The sequence below is a fragment of the Rhodococcus sp. JS3073 genome, assembly GCF_026810085.1.
Lineage (GTDB): Bacteria > Actinomycetota > Actinomycetes > Mycobacteriales > Mycobacteriaceae > Rhodococcus_F > Rhodococcus_F wratislaviensis.
Window position 1 is genome coordinate 466,354 of record NZ_CP113951.1, and the last position, 20,116, is coordinate 486,469.

18 protein-coding genes are annotated in these 20,116 nt (G+C 67.6%); 9 read left to right on the top strand and 9 right to left on the bottom strand.

Annotated elements, in window-relative coordinates; all coding sequences use genetic code 11:
• The first annotated feature begins 95 nt into the window (after positions 1-95).
• Entirely contained in the window at positions 96-1,439 is a 1,344-nt protein-coding gene (locus OYT95_RS02205) for an NAD-dependent succinate-semialdehyde dehydrogenase (RefSeq protein WP_037239997.1), read from the top strand.
• 373 nt (positions 1,440-1,812) lie between these two features.
• On the opposite strand, the gene OYT95_RS02210 is transcribed toward OYT95_RS02205, so the two are convergent.
• Positions 1,813-2,937: a serine hydrolase domain-containing protein gene (locus tag OYT95_RS02210; RefSeq protein WP_268790783.1), complete on the bottom strand. Its 1,125-nt coding sequence runs from the start codon at positions 2,935-2,937 to the stop codon at positions 1,813-1,815.
• 273 nt (positions 2,938-3,210) lie between these two features.
• On the opposite strand from OYT95_RS02210, the gene OYT95_RS02215 reads away from it, so the two are divergent.
• A complete protein-coding gene (locus OYT95_RS02215; protein WP_268790784.1) occupies positions 3,211-4,899 on the top strand; it encodes an ABC transporter ATP-binding protein/permease in 1,689 nt (562 codons plus the stop codon).
• A gap of 38 nt (positions 4,900-4,937) precedes the next feature.
• Here OYT95_RS02215 and OYT95_RS02220 read toward each other — a convergent pair whose 3' ends face one another.
• Positions 4,938-6,530, bottom strand: coding sequence for an HD domain-containing phosphohydrolase (locus tag OYT95_RS02220; RefSeq protein WP_268790785.1), 1,593 nt, complete (start codon positions 6,528-6,530; stop codon positions 4,938-4,940).
• A gap of 459 nt (positions 6,531-6,989) precedes the next feature.
• Between OYT95_RS02220 and OYT95_RS02225 the strand changes: the two genes are divergently transcribed.
• The 4 genes from OYT95_RS02225 (at position 6,990) to OYT95_RS02240 (ending at position 9,608) form a co-directional block, all read left to right on the top strand.
• Entirely contained in the window at positions 6,990-8,075 is a 1,086-nt protein-coding gene (locus OYT95_RS02225; protein WP_268790786.1) for an NAD(P)H-dependent amine dehydrogenase family protein, read from the top strand.
• Positions 8,076-8,139: 64 nt separating this feature from the next.
• The gene (locus tag OYT95_RS02230) at positions 8,140-8,496 is read left to right on the top strand and encodes an ArsR/SmtB family transcription factor (RefSeq protein ID WP_037239983.1); all 357 of its coding nucleotides are present in this window, start codon (positions 8,140-8,142) and stop codon (positions 8,494-8,496) included.
• The gene (locus tag OYT95_RS02235; RefSeq protein WP_268790787.1) at positions 8,493-8,969 is read left to right on the top strand and encodes an SRPBCC family protein; all 477 of its coding nucleotides are present in this window, start codon (positions 8,493-8,495) and stop codon (positions 8,967-8,969) included. Before OYT95_RS02230 ends, OYT95_RS02235 begins: the two co-directional genes overlap by 4 nt.
• 15 nt (positions 8,970-8,984) lie before the next feature.
• Positions 8,985-9,608: a dihydrofolate reductase family protein gene (locus OYT95_RS02240; RefSeq protein WP_128638840.1), complete on the top strand. Its 624-nt coding sequence runs from the start codon at positions 8,985-8,987 to the stop codon at positions 9,606-9,608.
• 6 nt (positions 9,609-9,614) lie between these two features.
• Here the strand turns inward: OYT95_RS02240 and OYT95_RS02245 are convergent, their stop codons facing one another.
• The 4 genes from OYT95_RS02245 to OYT95_RS02260 are packed head-to-tail and all read right to left on the bottom strand — an operon-like array spanning position 9,615 to position 14,641.
• On the bottom strand, positions 9,615-11,600 hold the full coding sequence (locus tag OYT95_RS02245) for a 5-oxoprolinase/urea amidolyase family protein (protein WP_268790788.1): 1,986 nt from the start codon (positions 11,598-11,600) through the stop codon (positions 9,615-9,617).
• Complete coding sequence (locus OYT95_RS02250) at positions 11,597-12,253, bottom strand: urea amidolyase associated protein UAAP2 (RefSeq protein ID WP_112300682.1); 657 nt, start codon at positions 12,251-12,253, stop codon at positions 11,597-11,599. Before OYT95_RS02250 ends, OYT95_RS02245 begins: the two co-directional genes overlap by 4 nt.
• Positions 12,250-13,095 (bottom strand): urea amidolyase associated protein UAAP1, encoded by an 846-nt coding sequence (locus tag OYT95_RS02255; protein ID WP_268790789.1) that lies wholly within the window; start codon positions 13,093-13,095, stop codon positions 12,250-12,252. The genes OYT95_RS02250 and OYT95_RS02255 overlap by 4 nt, the downstream gene beginning before the upstream one ends.
• Position 13,096: 1 nt before the next feature.
• Positions 13,097-14,641 (bottom strand): amino acid permease, encoded by a 1,545-nt coding sequence (locus tag OYT95_RS02260; RefSeq protein ID WP_268792333.1) that lies wholly within the window; start codon positions 14,639-14,641, stop codon positions 13,097-13,099.
• Between the two features lie 221 nt (positions 14,642-14,862).
• Between OYT95_RS02260 and OYT95_RS02265 the strand changes: the two genes are divergently transcribed.
• From OYT95_RS02265 to OYT95_RS02275, 3 genes are read left to right on the top strand one after another with little or no spacing between them, the layout of a single operon-like run.
• A complete protein-coding gene (locus OYT95_RS02265; protein WP_037239964.1) occupies positions 14,863-15,570 on the top strand; it encodes a TetR/AcrR family transcriptional regulator in 708 nt (235 codons plus the stop codon).
• 60 nt (positions 15,571-15,630) lie between these two features.
• Positions 15,631-15,960 carry a type VII secretion target gene (locus OYT95_RS02270; protein ID WP_037239961.1) on the top strand — a complete coding sequence of 110 codons (330 nt, stop codon included), beginning with the start codon at positions 15,631-15,633 and terminating at the stop codon, positions 15,958-15,960.
• Entirely contained in the window at positions 15,957-17,351 is a 1,395-nt protein-coding gene (locus OYT95_RS02275) for a hypothetical protein (RefSeq protein ID WP_268790790.1), read from the top strand. Before OYT95_RS02270 ends, OYT95_RS02275 begins: the two co-directional genes overlap by 4 nt.
• A 4-nt stretch (positions 17,352-17,355) precedes the next feature.
• Here the strand turns inward: OYT95_RS02275 and OYT95_RS02280 are convergent, their stop codons facing one another.
• From OYT95_RS02280 to OYT95_RS02290, 3 genes are read right to left on the bottom strand one after another with little or no spacing between them, the layout of a single operon-like run.
• The gene (locus OYT95_RS02280) at positions 17,356-18,015 is read right to left on the bottom strand and encodes a hypothetical protein (RefSeq protein WP_052033580.1); all 660 of its coding nucleotides are present in this window, start codon (positions 18,013-18,015) and stop codon (positions 17,356-17,358) included.
• On the bottom strand, positions 17,978-19,249 hold the full coding sequence (gene hisS / locus OYT95_RS02285; RefSeq protein WP_005260893.1) for a histidine--tRNA ligase: 1,272 nt from the start codon (positions 19,247-19,249) through the stop codon (positions 17,978-17,980). Before hisS ends, OYT95_RS02280 begins: the two co-directional genes overlap by 38 nt.
• 15 nt (positions 19,250-19,264) lie before the next feature.
• Positions 19,265-19,945, bottom strand: a complete 681-nt coding sequence (locus OYT95_RS02290; RefSeq protein ID WP_174233832.1) for an MBL fold metallo-hydrolase — start codon at positions 19,943-19,945, stop codon at positions 19,265-19,267.
• Positions 19,946-20,116: the final 171 nt, after the last annotated feature.

Below are 20,116 nucleotides of genomic sequence, written 5' to 3' on the forward strand. Positions count from 1 at the left end.
CTGAGATATTTACTCGAACACCGACCCTGAGAACCAACCCACAGCGCTCCTCGCAAGCAATACTGGGATGCCCGACATTTCAAGGAGACGTGAGTATGAGCCTGTACGCAGTAGTGGACCCCGCCACCGGAAAGACGGTGCGCGAATACCCGACCGCGACCGACGACCAGATGCAGGCGGCGTTGTCCGCGGCGGAGAAGGCGCACCGTGAGTGGTCGCGACACTCGACGGTGGTCGAGCGCGCCGGACTACTGAAGAAGGTCGCCGAGTTACACACCGAACGCCGCGACGAACTGGCCAAGATCATCCAGCGGGAGATGGGCAAGCCCCTGGACCAGTCGTTGGGGGAAGTCGACTTCAGCGCTGCGATCTACCAGTACTACGCCGACAACGCCGAGAAGTTCCTGGCCGACGAGCCAATCGACCTGGTCGACGGCACGGGTACCGCGCTGATCCGCCGCAGCTCGATCGGTGCGCTGATCGGCATCATGCCGTGGAACTATCCCTACTACCAGGTCGCCCGGTTCGCGGGTCCAAATCTGGCACTGGGCAACACCATTGTGCTCAAACACGCACCGCAGTGTCCGGAATCGGCAGCAGCGCTACACCAGATCTTCACCGACGCCGGATATCCGGAGGGCGCCTACGTCAACGTCTACGCCACCAACGACCAAATTGCCGACGCGATCGCCGACCCCCGGGTCCAAGGTGTGTCATTGACCGGATCCGAACGTGCAGGCGCAGCCGTCGCCGAGATCGCCGGCCGCAATCTCAAGAAGGTGGTACTGGAACTCGGCGGTTCCGATCCGTTCATCGTCCTCAGTACCGATGACCTCGACGCCACCGTACAAGCGGCAGTGGAAGGTCGTTTCGAGAACACGGGACAGGCCTGCAACGCGGCGAAGCGATTCATCATCGCCGAGGACCTCTACGACGACTTCGTCGGCAGATTCACCACGGAGGTGCTCGCCACCGCAGACGAACTCGCGCCGCTGTCGTCGGTCTCCGCCGCCGACCGGTTGTCCGATCAGGTCCAGCAGGCGATCGCCGAGGGCGCCACACTGGTGTCCGAGGGGGAACGGAAGGGCGCCTTCTTCCCGCCGGCCGTGCTGACGAACGTGTCACGGGATTCACGAACCTACCGGGAGGAACTGTTCGGGCCGGTAGCGACTGTCTACAAGGTGCGCTCCGAGGAAGAGGCTGTCGAGCTGGCCAACGACACCCCGTTCGGCCTCGGCTCCTATGTCTTCACCACCGACCCCGATCAGGCCTACCGCGTCGCCGACTCATTGGAGGCCGGCATGGTATTCGTCAATGCCGTTGGCGCCGAAGGAGTTGAACTGCCGTTCGGCGGCGTCAAACGCTCCGGTTTCGGTCGCGAACTCGGCAAATACGGGATCGACGAGTTCGTGAACAAGAAACTCATCCGCGTCAGCTGAACCAGCGATTCCTGTATTACAGCACCAGCGGTGCCTGCGGGTTCTCTCGATGCGAGAGAACCCGCAGCGGATGGATCCCTGTGCTCACTGGCCAGAATTCGGACTGCAGCCAGCGATGCAGACTTCTCTCTGTGTTCTGCAGACACCCGCGCCCACGCTTGGAGCCATCGAACGGGCACCGCATCATCCTACTGTGCCAGCACAATCGTCCCCCCTACCTAGTTCTGGGCAACGTCGCCGCCGGACAGGCGGAATTACGGCGCCCCAGGGAAGCGGCACGCCCGGGATCGGAAATCCCTACTGGCCACGGAGCCCGACTCCGAAGACGAAGATCTACCTAACCCGTTCGGCTGCAAGCCTTTTCACCCGACCTCTACGACGGAGGCGCCGGCCAGGGATGGTCGGGGCTGATGATCTTCACGATCTCACTGAAGAAGTTCCACACGCCCAGCGGGTCGGCGTTCGTATTGACCAGCATCACCACCGTCTTGCCCTCGGAAGGAAGGTAATAGGCGTAGGTCTGGTAACCCGCGATATTTCCGTTGTGGCCGATCCAGCCGTTCTGGTACTCGACTCCAAGTCCGTACAGCGAACCCGTACCTTCCGACGGCGCCGGCTGAAACTGCTCCCGTTCGCGCTGAGTAGCCGGCGAGAGCAACGTTCCAGTCGCCAAGTCGCGCACCCACACACTCAGGTCGTCGAGCGTGGAAATCATGTTTCCCGCACCGAATCCCCACGACGGGTTCCAGTCGGTCGCGTCCACCGTCTCGCCGTCAGTTGTTTTCGTGTATCCGTGTGCGTGCGGTGACGGAAGGGCCGCATCGGTCGGGACCGAGGTGTGGCCGAGATCCTCGGGTCGCGTGATGGACTCGTCGATGTATTCGTTCAGCGGCTGGCCGGAGACCTTTTCGACCACGAGGCCCAGGAGCGCGGTATTGGTGTTGGAGTAGTCGAACTCGGTGCCCGGTGCGAACAGCGGTGGACGGCTGAAACTGATCTCGAGCAGTTCCTGGGGCGTCCATTGACGCTGCGGCTGACTCGGGAGCGCCGGGATCACCACCTCCGAGTAGTCGGGAAGCCCACTGCGCATGGCCGCCAACTGGCGGATGGTGATCAAGTCCCCGTTGGGGACGTCGGGCACGTACCTGTCGATCGGATCGTCGAGGCCGACCTTTCCCTGATCGACCAGTTGCAGCACGGCGGTGGTCGTGAAGGTCTTGGTCAAGCTGCCGATGCGCATGAACAGGTCGGGCGCCATGGGGTCGCCGGTGGCCGTGTCGCCCACCCCGAACGCCTGGACGTAGGGCTCGGCGCCGTCCTGCCAGACACCGACGATGGCCCCAGGTATCGAGGCGTGCTCCATCGCCGGCGGAATCGTTTCGGTGAGCTGCTTGTCGGGCACGGCTGGTTGAACCGCCGACTCACCGCATCCCACCAGTCCCGTCATCGAGATCGCCACGACGGCGACGATTCGCCGCCCCCGGAATGTCTGTGCCACCCCGCTCCCCAATCCATGCCTGCAACATCGATCTGTCCAAAGCTTGCCTTATCGGCTCCGACTTGGATCGGTTTTCGGGCGCCTCGTTCATCGCGAAGCCTGCGGCCGACTCCACCGGCATCAGCGACAGGACACTGCACGGGGGTTGGTCACCACCAGGTCAGCCGGACGGACCTAGCGATTTGAGGCAAACGCCCCATGCGACCCCGGAACCGGCCGACCGATGATCAGAGCATGACAAAAAGAGTTCAGGAAGCACTGAGATCACCGGACATGACCGAATCGACATTCGAACCACCGGCCGTCGGGCGGGTCGATGCGGTCGACGTGAGCCGGCACGTCGGGGCGCGTCAGATTCTCCAGGAGCTGTCGCTGTCGGTCGAACCCGGCGAGTTGGTCGCCATTGCCGGCGGCAGTGGAGCGGGAAAGAGCACATTGCTCGAGATCCTCGCAGGACTGCAACCACCGTCGGCCGGGGTGGTCCGGCACGACGGCGTCGTTCGCGGTGCCCGAGTCAGCGTCGATTCCCGGATCGGCTACGTGCCCCAGGACGACATCATCCACCTCGAGATGCCCCTGCGCCGCACACTGCGCTACGCGGCGCGACTACGGCTGCCCGCGGGCACATCGGCAGCCGAAGCGAACCGGATAGTCGAGGAGACCATGCAGGACCTCGACCTGGCCGATCGGGCGGAGGTGCCGGTCCGTGCGCTGTCCGGCGGCCAGCGCAAGCGGGCCAGTATCGCCGTGGAGCTGCTGACCCGGCCACACCTGTTCTTCCTCGACGAACCCACCTCCGGGCTCGACCCCTCGACCGCAGCCGACGTGATGCGCCTGCTGCGCCGACTCAGCCGGCGCGGGGTCACAGTCGTCCTCACGACGCATGAACCGGCCGGCATCGACCGATGTGACCGGGTGGTATTCCTGGCCCGCGACGGCCACCTGGCCTTCACCGGCAGCCCTGCCGAGGCTCGGCGCTACTTCGATGTGGAGGATCTCGCCGAGGTGTACGACCGGCTGGCTCGTGAGCACACCCCTCAGATCTGGGCCGAGCGATTCGCGGGCATCGGTGGAAAGTCGGAACCCCGGCCCGACCCGGCTCAACCGCCCATCCCGGCCACCCGTTCCGACGTCGACCGCACAGGCGCGGTGCGGCAATGGTGGCTACTCACGCGACGCAATGTTGACGTCCTTCTTCGCAACCGGCTGACCCTCGCGGTCCTGCTCGGCTCACCGGTGCTGGTCACGGCGATGATGGCGACGCTGTTCCAGCGCGGCGCGTTCGATCCGCGTAGCGCAGCCGACCTCGGCCCGGCCCAGATCGTGTTCTGGATCGCATTCGCAGGCTTCTTCTTCGGCCTTACGTACGGCCTCCTCCAGATCGTCGGGGAGATGGCCGTCTTCCGGCAGGAGCGCCTGGCCGGGCTGAGCGTCGGCGCGTACGTGGCATCCAAGGTGACAGCCCTGCTGCCGGTGCTGGCTGGAGTGAGCGCGCTGCTGCTCGGTGTGCTGCGGGCGCTCGGTCGGCTCCCCGCCGTCGGATGGGACGTGTCCGCCTTCCTGTTCGTGACGATCGTCATCGAGGCGATCTCGGCACTGGCCCTCGGCTTGCTCGCCTCGGCCGCGGTCTCCAACGCCGCGCAGGCCGCCCTCGCCCTGCCGATGCTCTGCTTCCCTCAGGTTCTGTTCGGTGGAGCCATCGTCCCGGTTGACGAGATGGCCCTCCCGGGACGCCTGATGAGCCTCGGCCTGTCCAACCGCCACGCATTCGAAGCCTTGGGTCGCGACCTGGATCTCGACCGGTACAGCGCCACCCTCCCGGCCATGGCCGCCTACGGCGACACCTTCCGCGGAGGCACCGGCGCCAGTCTCATCGCGCTCGCCTCATTTGCGGTCGCTCTCATGCTGGCCACCGTGTGGGTACTGGACCGGCGGTCGCGGCCCGGCGCATCCCGTCGATGACGGCCCCGCACAGCCGGTCCCGCCACACGGCGGATGCCTCACTTCCCCACAACCGCACTGACGGGGAAGCCCACCAGGCCCCGATCGATCGCGGCGAGACTGGCCTGCGTGCGGTTGTTCACCCCGAGCTTGGCGTAGACACGTTCGACGTGGTTGCGTGCCGTCTTCTCGGCGATGAACAGTTCGGCGGCGATCTCTCGGTTCGACCGGCCCTGCGCGACGAGTCGCAGGATCTCGACCTCGCGGTCGGTCAACCCGGCCGGCCAGGGCGTCCGCCGCGACACCCGCTGCCCGGCCGCCGCCAGCACGGCCGCCACCGACTCGGCGTCGAGGCGTCCGGCACGCGCCTCCACTTGCAACCGATCGGCAGCGCCGCGAGGATCGAGCGCCGGCCGTTGCGGACGCGGCTCGAGCAGTCGCTGATACGCCTCCGCCGTGGCCAGCAGCCGGTCCTTCGCGGTCAACTCCGCGCCCGTGATGCCCCGGGGAAAGCCGGACCCGTCGATACGTTCCCGGTGCTTCATCGCCACGGACACCACCGACTCCAAGCCGTTGACTCGGTTCAGTATCCGGCCGGTCAGATCCGGATACATCCGTACCCGTTCCCATTCGGCCGTCGTGAGCGGCCCCTTCTTTTCCCAGATCTGGTTGGACACCCCCATTTTGCCGAGGCTGTGCACGAGGCCGGCACGGTAGAGCTGCGTGATGTCCGACGGCGACATGCCCAGGTGTCGGGCCGCCCCGCCTACCAGATTCGCGACGCCACGCGAATGCCCCAGGGTGAACGGAAATTTGAGATCGACGAAATCGGCCATGGCCCCGAGTAACTCGTCGCTTTCGTCGGCCATGAGGGTTCGGTCACGATCCGGCGCCTGGGCCAACGCCGCGATCCACACGTCTGTGTCCAGCAGCCCGTCCACGATCGCCGCCGCGTCACGTTCGAACAGGTCCGCGACGGCCGGGCTGAACTGACTGCCGCGCCGGGAACGGAGAACGTCCTTCGCGTGCTCGAGCCCACCCGTCCGCAGGTGCACCTCGACGACGTCAGCCACGTGAGCGATGTGGATCTCGACCGGGATACCCTCTCCGCGACAGCCGTTGGGCAACCCGCGGCCGTCCCAGCGCTCGAAGGCGTAGGCCAGCGCCTTTCCGACCTGCCCGTCCAAGCCCATCCGATCGGAAAGAACCCCCGCAGAACTGCAATGCGAATGGATCAGCGTGGCGACCTGGCCGCGAGCCGCGACCAGAAAGACAGCGGCACGGATGCCGCGTTCCCAGCCCGGCAATCCGCGTCCCACGTGACTCATCATCAGCCGCAGAAACGGCAGACCGGTCATGTCCACCGCGTAGGTGTCGGCTCGGAAGGCAATGTCGTCGCCGAAGAGCGCCGAGAGTTCGTGGGAGTCGGCGTGACAGCCGATCCACCCGACCAGATTGGCGTAGTACACGGTCGCTCGCTGTCGGGGGTCGAGTCCCATCCGCTCGGCGATTCGTGTCGCGATCAGGGACGACCGAAGCATGTGTTCCATCGGTTGACCCAGACCGAGGTCGATCGCCAGCGATACCGCGGCCAGCAGTTCGGCTCTGCTCAGACCTTTTCCCGAGCCGGGCAGCGTCCCGTGCGGGTGCATCTCCCCATTGTCCACCTGAACACGGACGTGTCGGCGCGAAAGACGTGCCACCGCCCCTGAGCCCCGCGCGCGCAGCGGTGGTTGTGCACACGCACCCCGAAAAGACAGGTACCCACATACGCCGAACGACCGGTGTGAAAGCTCGCAGGTCAACCCACAATTGTGACCACCCGATACGCCGAACCACAGCAAGGAGGCCGCCGGACACAGCTTCCGACCCACAACTTCACTCGCAGACACGCAGGCAGCACACCCCGCGCAGACAGGCAACATGCGCCCCCTTATGAGGGATCAGTGCTGCACCCCGAGGACGCATCGCCGACCGGTGCGAGTCGGGGGATGGCCCGCCCGTGCGAAGCACCCTCGCACGGGCGGGCCACTCCGCCGGCGTGGCCCGAGTACCACGATGTTGCCCGATTCAGCCACTGTCCACCTCCACACTCGGTAGGGTCCGATTCCATGGCTGACCAGGGGAAGATCCGGACCGTGGTGTGGGGCACCGGGAATGTGGGGCGGGCCGCGATCCGCGCAATCGATGCACACCCCGCCCTAGAGCTGACGGCGGTGGTCGTGGCGAACCCGGAGAAGGTCGGACGCGATGCCGGCGACCTCGCCCGCTCGGGCCACGCACTGGGAGTGACAGCAACCGACGACGCCGATGCCGTGCTCGCGACGTCCCCCGACGCTGTCGTCTACGCCGCGTCGGGGGAGATTCGCCCGGACGATGCGGCAGCGGACATCATCCGCGCGCTCTCCGCGGGGGCCGTCGTCGTGACTCCGTCGATCTACGCGCTCTACGACCAGCGCAACGCGCCGGCCGAGTTGCGCGACCCGATCGAGGCGGCCGCGAAGTCCGGCGGCGGCGCCCTGTTCGTGTCGGGCGTCGATCCGGGATGGGGGAACGACATCCTGCCGATCCTGATGACGGGTCTGGCCGGCACGATCGATCAGATCCGTTGCCAGGAGATCTTCGACTACACCACGTACGACCAGCACGATTCCGTGCGGTACCTCGTCGGCATGGGCCAGCCGATGGACTACGAACCGCCGATGGTGGCGGCGACGGTGCCGACGATGGTGTGGGGTGGCCAGGTTCGGCTCATCGCCCGCGCCCTCGGGGTGGAGCTCGACGGGATCCGTGAGACGCTGCTGCGCCGGCCGCTGGACGAGACGATCACCACCGAACTGATGGGCGAGTTCGAGGCCGGTACCCAGGGGGCGCTGCGTTTCGAAGTCCAGGGCATCGTGGGCGGCGAGCCCCTGATCGTCATCGAGCACGTCACGCGGATCCACCCGTCGTGCGCCCCGGACTGGCCTGTGCCGCCGGACGGCGGGGACGGCGCGCACAAGGTGATCATCGAAGGCAGGCCGCGCATCGAGGTGAACGTGGAGGCCACCGACGAGGGCGGCAACCGAGCGGCCGGCGGCAATGCCACCGCGGTGGGGCGCCTGGTCAACGCGATCCCGTGGCTGCGGACGGCCGCGCCGGGGCTCTACGACGCCCTGGACGTCCCGCTCACCCCCGGTCACGGCAAGCTCGCCTGACACCACCCGCCAGGGCCACACTTAGCCCTTGCGCTAACCATTGGTGCAGTGGATACTTTTCCTTATGGCTCAGTATCCGGAGCGGCTGAACGGCATCTTCCAAGCGCTCGCCGACCCCACGCGGCGGGCCGTGCTGGGCCGTCTGAGCCGGGGTCCGGCGACGGTCAGCGAACTGGCGAAACCGTTCGACATGGCCCTGCCCTCCTTCATGAAGCACATCCACTTCCTCGAGGACAGCGGATGGATCCGGACACACAAGGAGGGCCGCGTACGGACGTGCGCGATCGAGAAGGCGCCCTTCACGGCCGTCGAGTCGTGGCTCGCGGAGCAACAGGAACTGTGGGAGAGCCGCACCGACAGACTCGAACAATTCGTCACCGAACACACGGTCACGACACACGCAAAGGACACACCGCAATGACCGACACTGCGAGACCCGATCTCGACCTCACGATTTCGCGCATCATCCGGGCACCCCGTCCGGTCGTGTGGCGCGCCTGGACCGACCCCGCCAGCTTCGAGCAATGGTGGGTCCCCGCGCCGTCCCGGTGCCGGGTCGTCGACATGGAGCTACGCCCGGGTGGGGCGTTCACCACCCAGATCAGCGAGGGCGGTGGCGAATTCGTGCCACACATCAGTGGCTGCTTCCTCGCCGTCGACGAACTCGAGCGCATCGTGTTCACCAACTCGCTGGTCGGTGGCTGGCGACCCGCCGAGCAGCCGTTCATGACCGCGATCATCACGTTGAACGACCATCCGACGGGCACGGAGTACGTCGCCCACGTGATGCACAAGGACAACGCCGACCGCAACACCCACGAAGAAATGGGCTTCTATGACGGCTGGGGCACCGTCACGGAGCAGCTCGCCGAACTGGCTGAGCGACAGGCATAACGGAGGAGACCGGACATGCGCAAGATCGTCCTGCAGATGATGACGACACTCAACGGCCGCCTCGACGACCCCGCAGCGTGGGTCCACGACGTCGTCGACGACCAGTACCGCGAGATCGATCGAATCTATTCGAGCTACGACACGGTGCTGGTCGGGCGCACCACCTACGAGGAGATGGCCGCCTACTGGCCTCGCGCGCTGTCCGAGCACGCCGGAACCGAAACCAATCAGGTCATGGCCGAACGGATGAACACCTACCGGAAGCTGGTGTTCTCCCGCTCCGGCGACGACCCGGTGACCGAATGGACCAACACCGAACAGGTCGTCGCGGCCACCGACGGCGAGCTCGCAGCGTACCTCGAGGATCTGAAGAGACAGCCGGGCAAGGACATTCACCTGTCCGGCGGATCGTCCCTCGCGCGATCGGTCCTCGCACTGGGGCTGGTGGACGAGTTGTATTTCTTCGTCTATCCGGTCGTGTCCCCCGGTGTTGCCTGGTTCTCGGCGATAACCGACCAGCATGGCCTCCGACTGGTGGGCACCGAGTCGTACGGCAACGGGGTGGTCGAATTGCACTACGTGCCCAGGGAACGCGCGGACGCACCCAGGCCGGACAGCTTCACCGACATGCTCGCGTAACGCGGATCAGCCCACCGTCGCGAACTCCCCTGCCGCAGACCATCGTTGCCGCTCGGCGGCGAACGCGACAGCCTGTTCGGCTCGGAAGTCACCGATCGATTCGGCATTGGCAGTGAGAAACTGCTGGTGCTCGGCGAGCGAGAACGTGCCCTCGGTGATCTCGATACCGCCGCCGCGACCGGCCGCGACGTCGGATCGCAGGTCCATCAGCTCGTCCGGTTCGACGGGGTACCAGGAGATCCGGTCGAAGAAGCGCAGCAGCCAGGGGGTGCCGTCCTCGAACGGTCCCGACTTCTCGGGATGCCGATGGTTCCACACCTGGGTGGTTCGTCCGACGAACTGGTAGCCGCCCGGACCCTCCATTCCGTAGATGCACAGGTACGCCCCGCCGATCCCGACCGCGTTCTCCGGCGTCCACGTGCGGGCCGGGTTGTATTTCGTGGTCACCAGCCGATGCCGCGGGTCGAGTGGTGTCGCGACGGGTGCGCCGAGGTAGACGTCACCGAGGCCGAGCACCATGTACTCCGCTCCGAAGACGGTGTCGAAGACGTCGTCGACGCTGCCGAGTCCGTTCATGCGGCGGATGAACTCGATGTTCCACGGGCACCACGGTGCGTCGGAACGGACGCCGTGCATGTAGCGCTGGATCGCCTCACGCGTCGAGGGATCGTCCCACGACAGCGGCATCCGCACCGATCGGCTCGGTACCACGAGTTCGTTCGCCGCGGGCAGCGCGTCCTCCGCCTCGCCGAGCAGCCCCATGAGCTTCGGGATCGGCAGCACGTCGGGGTCGACGCGGACCTGCAGCGATCGGATGCCCGGTGTCAGGTCGAGCAGCCCGGCCGGCTTCTCGACCTCGAGACGCTGGTGCAGCGCGTGGGCGCGGGCCCGCAGTGCGAGGTCGAGGGTCATGTCGCCGTATTCGACCAGGACGTTGTCGTCACCGGACCGCCGGTACGTCACGGCGGTCTCGCCGTCGCGCCGGGCGATCACGCCGTCGTCGCGGTCACCGGTGGTGGAGAAGACGGTCGGATGCGCCGCCCGCCGCGCGGGACCCAGCGCACGCGTGGACGCGGCCCGGTCGGCCTTGATCGGCACGAAGCGCACCGCATCGCCGGGCGCAAGTTGTCCGAGCTTCCAGCGTTCCGCCGCGACGACCGTGACGGGGCACACGAACCCGCCGAGGCTCGGTCCGTCCGGGCCCAGGAGGATCGGGGTGTCCCCCGTGAAGTCCAGGGCGCCGACCGAATACGCGTTGTCGTGAATGTTGGACGGATGCAGTCCCGCCTCGCCGCCGTCGGTGCGCGCCCAGTCGGGCTTGGGTCCGATCAACCGCACCCCGGTACGGTCCGAGTTGAAGTGCACCTCGTAGTCGGTCCGGTACAGCGTGTCGATGTCGGCGCGGGTGAAGAACTCGGGTGCGCCGTGCGGGCCCTCGGTGACCGCGATCTCCCAGCGACTGCACAGGGCCGGAACGTGTTCGGCGGGAACGGCGGCCGCGCGGGCGCCCGTGTGCTCGCCGACCGCGAGAACGTCACCCTGCCGCAGCGTGCGGCCCTGATGTCCGCCGAACTTGCCGAGCGTGAACGTCGAGGCGCTGCCGAGGAAGTCGTCGACGTCGAGCCCGCCCTGGACGAGTACGTAGATCCGGAGGCCGGGTCCGGCCGCCGCGCCGACGTCCAGTACTCCGCCCGCAGGAACCCGTACCGGCCGCCACTGCGCCTGCAGCACTCCGTCGACGGTGACCGGGGCGGGCGCGCCGGTCACACACACCACCGTGTCCTCGTCGAACTGCAGTGCGGGACCGGACATGGCGCATTCGATTCCGGCGGCGCCCTCGTCGTTGCCGAGTGCGGTGTTACCGAGCCGGAACGACAGGTCGTCCATGGGCCCCGACGGCGGCACGCCGACGTGCCAGTACCCGGTCCGTCCGGGGTAGTCCTGCACCGTGGTGAGCATGCCGGGACGGTGCACGGTGATCTTGGCGCTCATGCCTGCACTCCCGTCGGCCGGGTCACGATCATCCGCACCGGGGTCGGGTCGAAACCGTTGCAGGGGTTGTTGATCTGCGGGCAATTGGACACCAGTACCAGAACGTCGCGCTCCGCGCGGAGTGCGAGGCGGCGGCCGGGTGCGGACAGGCCGTCGACGATTCCGAGCGTGCCGTCGGCGTCGACGGGAACGTTCATGAAGAAGTTGATGTTCGACACCAGGTCGCGCTTGCCGATCCCCCAGCGGGACCCTTCCGCGAGGAAGTTCTCGACGCAGGCGTGCTGGTGCTTGGTGTGGTGGCCGTACCGCAGAGTGTTCGACTCCTGCGAGCAGGCACCGCCCACTGTGTCGTGGGAGCCGACCTCGTCCGCGACGAGCGTCATCAGCGCGTCGTGATCGTCGGTGCGGAGGACACTTCCCGTGGTCAGGAACAGATTTCGTTGCGCCGCCACCGTCGCGGCGGCCGAGTAGCGTGCCCGGTGATCGTCGGCCGCGTAGATCAGGGTGTCCACGGCCTGGTTGCCGCACAGATCGACGACGGTCAGGACGTCACCGGCCTCGACGACGGCAGACCAGGGGCCGCGGGCGCCGACTTCCTCGTCCAGGATCACCGTTCCCGGTACCAGCGGTGCGGTCTCGATGGTGGTGGTCATGCCTGCTCCCGTCCCTGGAACTGCGTGGCAGCCCAGACGTCTTCGGTGTTGAGAAAGGCCCGGCGGTACTCCGGGTCGGCGTCGACGGGTTCGGCCACATCGGCGCCGGTCCAGGCGAGCACTTCGAGCGCGGTCGTGTCGTACGTCGGCGAAGGATCGAGCGGGTGCGCCGTGTTGGCGATCAGGACGATCACCGGGAGGTGGATCACGAGGTCGACCGCGGTGTCCGCGCCGGCGGATCCGATGCTGCCGAGCGACCCGTCCTCCCCCACCCGCACCCCGTGGAAGAACGACAGCGACGGCGGGAGGTCGCGCCGCTCGAGTCCGTGCTTCGCCGCCGCCACGGTGAAGAGTTCACGCCCGGCCGGGGACGCCGAATGCAGGCTGCCGTCACCGTATTTCGCGGTGTTCGAGGCGAGCGACGTGGTGCCGCACAGGGCGTCGTGTCGCCCGGACCCGTCCGAAACGAGCGTCGCGAGCACGCGCCCCTGGTCGGAGAGCAGCGGATGCCCCTCCCCCAGGTACGCCTGCCACGGCACCTTCACGGTGTCGGCGACGTTGAGCCGCTCCCACGGCGCGTCCGCCCGGTACAGCAGCAGGTGGGCACATGCCCGGCCGTCGAGGTCACGCAGTCGCAGTCGTGTGCCACGGCCCAGCACCTTCGTGGTGTACCGGCCACCGGGCACCGTCTCCGCCCATGTGAGCTGCGCCGGATCGACGTCGGACGGTGGAGTGGGCCAGGACGACGCCGGGACCACCGGCATCGAGTCGGTGACCACTCCCGACTGGGCACGCGCGTGTTCCTTCGCGGCACTGGTGGTCGAGGTGTCCACTGAGGTCATGTCAGGCTCCGATCGTGACGGGGTTGGGGGTCGTGCGGCCGCGCGGGAAGCACGCGACTCCGAGCGCGACCACGGCGGCGACGGTGACGGGGGCGGCCCACCGCAGGAGGGGGTAGTCGCCGCTGGGGTCGAAGATCTCAGCGCGCGGCCAGGACAGGTTGACGACCATCAGCGCGCCGTAGCCGACCGCCAGGATGTTGACGGGGAGCCCGATCCGTCCGAGCGAGAACAGCTTCCGGCCGTCCGCGTCGACCTGCGGTCCACCGTGCGGCCAGCCCTTCAGCCGGCGCAGCAGGAGCGGCACGGTGACCATCAGGTAGGCGAGGTAGATCAGGATGATGCACACGCTCGACAGGGTCGCGAAGATCGCGGAGTTCCCGACGTTGACCGCGAGGATGCCGATGCAGACCAGGCCGATCAGGACGGACGGCGCGATGGGCGTTCCGGTGCGGGTGTTCACGGTCGACAGAATCTGCGAGGCGGGCAGCCGTCCGTCGCGGGCCATCGAGAACACCAGCCTGGACGCCGCCGTCTGAATGGCGAGCGTGCAGACGAACACGGCGATCGCGACGTCGACGAGGAGGAGGGTGCCCCAGGGCGAGCTGAGGATCGACGAGAGCACGTACGGCAGGCCCTCGGCGGCGAGACGCCCGTCGGTCAGGCTGGGCGCGGCCATCAGCGCGCCGATGATCATCAGCCCACCGCCGAGCGCCGACACGGACAGCGCGAGGCGGATCGTGCGCGGCGCCACCCGGCGCGGGTTCCGCGTCTCCTCGGCGAGTTCGCCCGCGGAGCCGAATCCGACCATCACGTAGGCCGCCATCAGACCCGACACGATCCACGCCCACCCGTACCCGGGTGACGCACCGGCCGTGCCCGTGTCGAACACGACGTCCGGTCCGCGCTGGGTGTGGGTGAGGAACATCCCGATGACCGCGATGACCCCGACGATCTCGCAGGTCACACCGATGTTGTTGATCCTGGACATCCAGTTGACGCCGATGCAGTTGATGAACGTGGTCAGCACGAGGAGGACGGAGCCCAACAGCACTGCGTTGGCGGCGCCACTCGCGGACGTCAACGTGCTGTCGTCACCGATGATCTGGAATCCGCTCCACACGTTGGGGAGCACGACCTGCAGGGCGATGGCCGCGGCGGAGGCCGTCACCATCTGCGCGAGGATCATGAACCATCCGGCGAACCAGCCCACCACCTCACCGCCCATCCGGCGTGACCATTGGTAGATCGCCCCCGAGATGGGGTAACGGGCGGCCAGTTCGGCGAAGTTGAGCGCCACCATGAACTGGCCGGCGAACACCACCGGCCACGTCCAGAAGAAGGCGGGTCCGGCGAATCCGAATCCGAGCCCGAAGAGCTGGAAGATGGTGGTGAGGATGGAGACGAACGAGAAGCCGGCGGCGAACGACGCGAACTTACCCAGGGAACGGTGAAGTTGCTGCTCGTAGCCGAATTCGCCGAGGTCGCCCGTGTCGTCGACGCCGGTTCCGCCGGACGCGCGGGGAGGTGCGGCCGGCGCGGTCAGCACTTGCGCAGTCCTTGTGGGTGTACTCAAGGGCTTACTCCTTCGGCGAGAGCAATATCTGTCGCTCGATAGTTTTCTCGCGGAAAGGCCTCGATGGGTGACGCCCGCGTATCCAGATCGCGCCCGGCCGTAACAGCATCGTTGCCTACGTTTCGGGAGCATGACGAAACCCTCACGACGGGTGGGAACCGTCGATCCCGGGAGCGACCTGACATCATGGAGCGGTGACCACAGGGCCGGGACGACCCCGACTGACCAGTCAGCGCAGACCAGGGCAGACCACTCCCGAGGAGATACTCGACGCCGCCGGAGAGTTGTTCACCACCAAGGGTTTCGCAGCCACCTCGACCCGGCAGATCGCCGAGATGGTCGGCATCCGGCAGGCATCGCTCTACCATCACTTCCCCAACAAGGAGGAGATCCTGGTGGCACTCCTCGAGGAGACGGTGTCCCCCGCGCTCGCCGCCGCGGGGTGGCTCGCCGACGCCGCCGCGCCCGCCACGGTGCGCCTGCACGCGCTGGCCACCTACGACGTCACGCAACTCACCGCAACCAAATGGAATCTCGGTGCGCTGTATCTTCTTCCGGAACTGCTGACCGAGCGATTCGAGCCGTTCCGCGCCCAGCGAACCCTGCTGCGCCGGCACTACCGGCAGCTGGCGGACCGGGCCCTCACGGAGATCACCGAACATTCCGGCGACACCTCCCCCGCCCTGACCGACCTGCCGTTCCGAATAGTCGAGAGCGCCATCGCAACCCGTGCCGACATCGAGCGCGGGCTGCTTCCCGGGCCCGAGAACGAGGGCGCCGCCGAACTCCTCGCCGACGCCTGCCTCCGAGCCCTCGGGTGGACGAAACCGATGGACGAAATCCGGGTGAAGTCGCGGGCACTGCTCGCCGAGACGGCGGGCGGAACACCCCTTCGCCTCTAGCCGTGCACGTCGTTCCCGTGAGATAAAGTCTGGCGAACGCTTAATCACTGGGGGGTTATCTTGAGCGATGTCTTCGTCGTCACGGACGGCATCAGGAATTACGGCGCCACCGCTGCGCAGGCCGCCGAACAGATCAGCGGCGCCGCCGCACTCGACCTCGGCGCGAATCTCGCGGCACTCGCGCCCGTGTTCGGTCCCATCGGCGCCGACTTCCTCGCGTCCTTCGCCGCCGCACAGGCAAATCACGCCAGGTCGGTCGCCGAACTCGCGTCTCACTACGCGCAGACCGCGATCGCGGCCCATGCCACCGCCGATTCCTACGACTCCGTCGACGGCGCCAACGGCGCTGCGCTCGGTGCGGCCGGTGACGGAATCGGAGGCCTCGCATGACGTCTCCCGAAACCGCCGGAAGTCCTGCGGAGCGCGGATCGATCCTCGACCTGATCCAGGGAACGCCCGTCGGCGACGCCCTCGCCACACCACTGCCGAGCACTCCGCTCGAGGCCCTGCAGAACTCACCGCTCGGTCCGTTCCTCGATGCGCCGCTCGGTGACCTGCCGCCACTACCGGCCCTTCCGCCGCTGCCGCCACTACCGCCGAACCCGGTGGAGGCGCTGCTGCAGGGGCACGGGCTGCCCGGACTGCCGGGGGTGGACGAGTTGTTCAAGCCGCTCACCGATCTCGCCGGGAGTTTCGGCACCGGCACGTTCGGCTCGGTCGATCCGACGTCGCTGCTCGACATGTCCTCGGGCATGATCGACCAGGCGATGTCGATGAGCCTGTCGGGGCTGAAGGTGCTCGACCAGATCTGGCAGAGCCAGGCAGCGCAGGCGGCGCAGGCGCAGGGCCTGCAGGCTCAGTCGAGCGGCACGGAACTGAGCGAACGCGGCACGGAGATCTCGGCTACCACGCAGACCGCCGCCGCGTCCGTGGCGCGGGGCAACGCGAACCTCATGACGATTTCGGAGTCGTTCGCGGCCACTGCGGTCGCCGCCGCGCCGATGGTGATGACGCCGCCCGGGCAGGCGATGCTTCTCGCGTCCGCGGCCGAGCACCTGAAGGCGGCCATCGGGGTCGTGACGCAGACGCGCACCGAACTCAACGAGCAGACCCTCACGATGAACGGTCTGGCCGCGCCGGTCCCGGTACCGCCGCCCCCGGCGCCCGGAGCTGCGGCGGGGGCCGCACCGACGTCACCGTTCGCCATCGCGTCCACCGTCATCGAGGGCGTGGGCGCACCGATGATCTCCACCGTCACCGACAGTGTCGGCGACCTCGTGTCGGCGGGCACCCAGGCGGCGAGCGTCTCCTCGTCCGACCTGCCCGCCGACGCCCTGTCGGCGAAATCAGCCGTCACCCCGGCACACGGGGCAGCGGGCGGCGTTCCCGGTGCAGTGGGTATGGCCGGCGGCGCGGGCATCGGCATGTACGGCGGCGGAAGCGTATCCGCGGGTAGCGGTTCCGTGCCCCGTGGAACGGTCACGGGACCGGTTGCGCCGCCGGCGCCGCCGGGGACCACTCCGACACCCGGCGCCACTCCGGCCACCGCCTCGTCACCCCTCGCACCCGGCGGAGCCATGGGCGGGATGGGCGCGATGGGCGGCGCCGGGATGGCGGGCGCCGGGCGCGGGGGCGACGAACAGCTGAGCGGCCGGTCCTCACCGAGCTACCTCGTCAACGCCGGAGAGAACAACGCGTTCGTCGGCGACCTTCCGATGGTCGCGCCCGCCGTGATCGGCGGCGAGGACCTCGACGAGGCTGCGTTCGGCGACCCGAGCTGATCGCTCAGTCGAGTAGCGCTGCCACCTCGTGATCGGTGAGGGTGGTGGTGGGCACGCGGCCTTCCGAACGCACCAGTTCCACGGCCCGGAACAGGGGGCGTTCGGGAAGGGCCGCGCCGCGCGCTTCCGCACGGAGCTGCTCGATGAGCACCGACGCGATCGCGGCTGCCGGAACCAACTCGCTCGTCGTCAGCGCGTCGGCCAGCCTGCGGAGCCCGAGGATCTCGAGTTCACGACCCCCGTCGGTCGTGTACAGGGCGAGTGGAATCGCCAGGCTCCCGTCGGGATCCGTGATCCGGACGCTCACCTCGCTCACCCGAGCCGAACGGACCACCAGCTCCGCCGCGACCGCCCTCGTGACGTCGACGTGCCGGCTACGCAGTCCCCCCGTCGACCGGATTCGCCCGGTCTGCAATGTGACGCGACGCCGCAACGTGAGGAGAGCGGACGCGGCGGTGGGGACCGCGATCACGGCCCCCACCGTCACCCCGACCCACACGGGCCCGAAGAACCCGACGATGACGCCGACCACCACACCGATCAGCACGGCGATCGCCGCGACCCGCTTGAGCCGCGGTGCGATCAACTCGATCGGAACGAGGTCGAGTGACACCGGCGCGGTGTCGTCACGCGCCAAGGATGGCTCCGACGCGTGCGACGACATCCGCCGAGGAGACCGATTCCTGATCTCCGGTGGCGAGATTCTTGATTCCCACCGTCCCGTCGGCGATGTCGCGGTCGCCGAGCACGAGCGCCAGCGCGGCGCCGGATCGATCGGCGGCCTTCATCGCGCCCTTCACCCCGCGGTTGCCGTAGGCGAGATCGACTCGAATCCCCTGGGCGCGCAGTTGCTGAGCGATCACCACCAGCTTCGCCTTCGCCTCCTCGCCCAACGGAACACCGAAGACCTCACAGCGGGCGGTCGAGCCCGCGGTCTTGCCCTCGGCAGCGAGCGCCAGGACGGTCCGGTCGACGCCCAGCCCGAAACCGATGCCGGACAACGGCTGCCCGCCGAGCTGCGCCATCAGACCGTCGTACCGTCCGCCGCCGCCGATACCCGACTGCGCGCCGAGACCGTCATGGACGAATTCGAACGTCGTCTTCGTGTAGTAGTCGAGGCCGCGGACCATCCGCGGGTTCACCACGTACGGCACACCCAGCGCGTCGAGGTGTGCGAGCACCTCGTCGAAGTGCGCCTTCGCCGTGTCCGAGAGGTGATCGAGCATGAGCGGTGCGTCCGCCGTCATCTCGCGCACCTCCTTGCGCTTGTCGTCGAGAACACGCAGCGGGTTGATCTCCGCCCGGCGACGCGTCTCCTCGTCGAGAGGAAGGGCGAACAGGAACTCCTGCAACCGCTCCCGGTACTGCGGCCGGCATGTGTCGTCACCGAGGGACGTGATCTCCAACCGGAACCCGTCGAGACCCAGGCCGCGGAACCCGGCGTCGGCGATGGCGATGACCTCGGCATCGAGGGCGGGGTCGTCGACGCCGATGGCCTCGACCCCGACCTGCTGCAGCTGGCGGTAACGACCGGCCTGCGGACGCTCGTAGCGGAAGAACGGTCCGGCGTAGCTCAGCTTCACCGGCAACTGGCCGCGGTCCAGGCCGTGTTCGATGACAGCGCGCATGACGCCCGCCGTGCCCTCGGGCCGCAGGGTCACCGAACGGTCACCGCGGTCGGCGAACGTGTACATCTCCTTGCTGACGACGTCGGTGGACTCGCCGACGCCGCGGGCGAACAACCCGGTGTCCTCGAAGATGGGAAGTTCGATGTGGCCGTATCCGGCCAGTCGCGCAGCGCGCGTGAGTCCGTCACGGACCGCGACGAACTCGGACGACTGCGGCGGGACGTAATCGGGGACGCCCTTGGGGGCGGAGAAGGTGCTGGCTTTGCTCACTGTCGTTACTTTTCCTTATTTCGATCCCGAGAGTCCAACGAGAAACGGGTTCGACCCACGCTCGGCACCGACGGTGCTCGACCCGCCGTGCCCGGGGAGGACCGCCGTGTCGTCGGCGAGGATCAGAAGCTTGTCGGCAATGGACCGCAGCAACTGTTCGTGGTTGCCGCCGGGCAGGTCGCTGCGACCGATCGACCCCTGGAACAGGGTGTCACCGGTGAGGGCGATCTCGACGGGACCGTTCTCGGTGTCGACCCGGGTCCGGAAGACCACGGACCCCTGCGTGTGCCCCGGGGTGTGGTCGACGGCGAACGACATCCCGGCCTGCTCGATCACGTCGCCGTCGGCCAGCGCGATCACCTCGCCGGGCTCGACGAACGTCATGCCCTCGATGAACGGCTTCATCGTCGGGCCGATGCCGCGGCCGGGGTCCGACAGCATGTACCGGTCCTCGGGATGGATGTACGCGGGGATCCCGAACTTTTCGCAGACGTCGTAGGCGTTCCAGACGTGGTCGAGGTGACCGTGCGTCAGGAGCACCGCGGTCGGCGTGAGATTCGACTGGTCCAGGAATTCGAACAGCGGTTCGGCGGCGTCCTGTCCTGGGTCGACGACGACGCATTCCTGGGCATCGTCCTGCGCGAGGATGTAGCAGTTGGTCTGGAACATCCCGGCCGGGAATCCTGTGACGAGCACCTGTGAGGCTCCTGTTCGAGTGGACATTGCAGTCGCTACAGCCTAAGCCGCCGCCCCGCCAGGATGTTCTCAGGTTCGGATGGCAGACTCTGGAGGTCGTGTGCCGGGGGTAGTGCGCACCGACCAACTGCTATATCGACCGACTGCCAGACAGACCGATACGGGAGGACC

Excerpts from the sequence above, each read along its gene's own strand:
- OYT95_RS02225 (WP_268790786.1), top strand. The coding sequence starts at position 6,990 with ATGGCTGACCAGGGGAAGATCCGGACCGTGGTGTGGGGCACCGGGAAT.
- OYT95_RS02230 (WP_037239983.1), top strand. The coding sequence starts at position 8,140 with ATGGCTCAGTATCCGGAGCGGCTGAACGGCATCTTCCAAGCGCTCGCC.
- OYT95_RS02240 (WP_128638840.1), top strand. The coding sequence starts at position 8,985 with ATGCGCAAGATCGTCCTGCAGATGATGACGACACTCAACGGCCGCCTC.
- OYT95_RS02205 (WP_037239997.1), top strand. The coding sequence starts at position 96 with ATGAGCCTGTACGCAGTAGTGGACCCCGCCACCGGAAAGACGGTGCGC.
- OYT95_RS02215 (WP_268790784.1), top strand. The coding sequence starts at position 3,211 with ATGACCGAATCGACATTCGAACCACCGGCCGTCGGGCGGGTCGATGCG.
- OYT95_RS02220 (WP_268790785.1), bottom strand. The coding sequence starts at position 6,530 with ATGCACCCGCACGGGACGCTGCCCGGCTCGGGAAAAGGTCTGAGCAGA.
- OYT95_RS02245 (WP_268790788.1), bottom strand. The coding sequence starts at position 11,600 with ATGAGCGCCAAGATCACCGTGCACCGTCCCGGCATGCTCACCACGGTG.
- OYT95_RS02255 (WP_268790789.1), bottom strand. The coding sequence starts at position 13,095 with ATGACCTCAGTGGACACCTCGACCACCAGTGCCGCGAAGGAACACGCG.
- OYT95_RS02250 (WP_112300682.1), bottom strand. The coding sequence starts at position 12,253 with ATGACCACCACCATCGAGACCGCACCGCTGGTACCGGGAACGGTGATC.
- OYT95_RS02280 (WP_052033580.1), bottom strand. The coding sequence starts at position 18,015 with ATGTCGTCGCACGCGTCGGAGCCATCCTTGGCGCGTGACGACACCGCG.
- OYT95_RS02235 (WP_268790787.1), top strand. The coding sequence starts at position 8,493 with ATGACCGACACTGCGAGACCCGATCTCGACCTCACGATTTCGCGCATC.
- OYT95_RS02275 (WP_268790790.1), top strand. The coding sequence starts at position 15,957 with ATGACGTCTCCCGAAACCGCCGGAAGTCCTGCGGAGCGCGGATCGATC.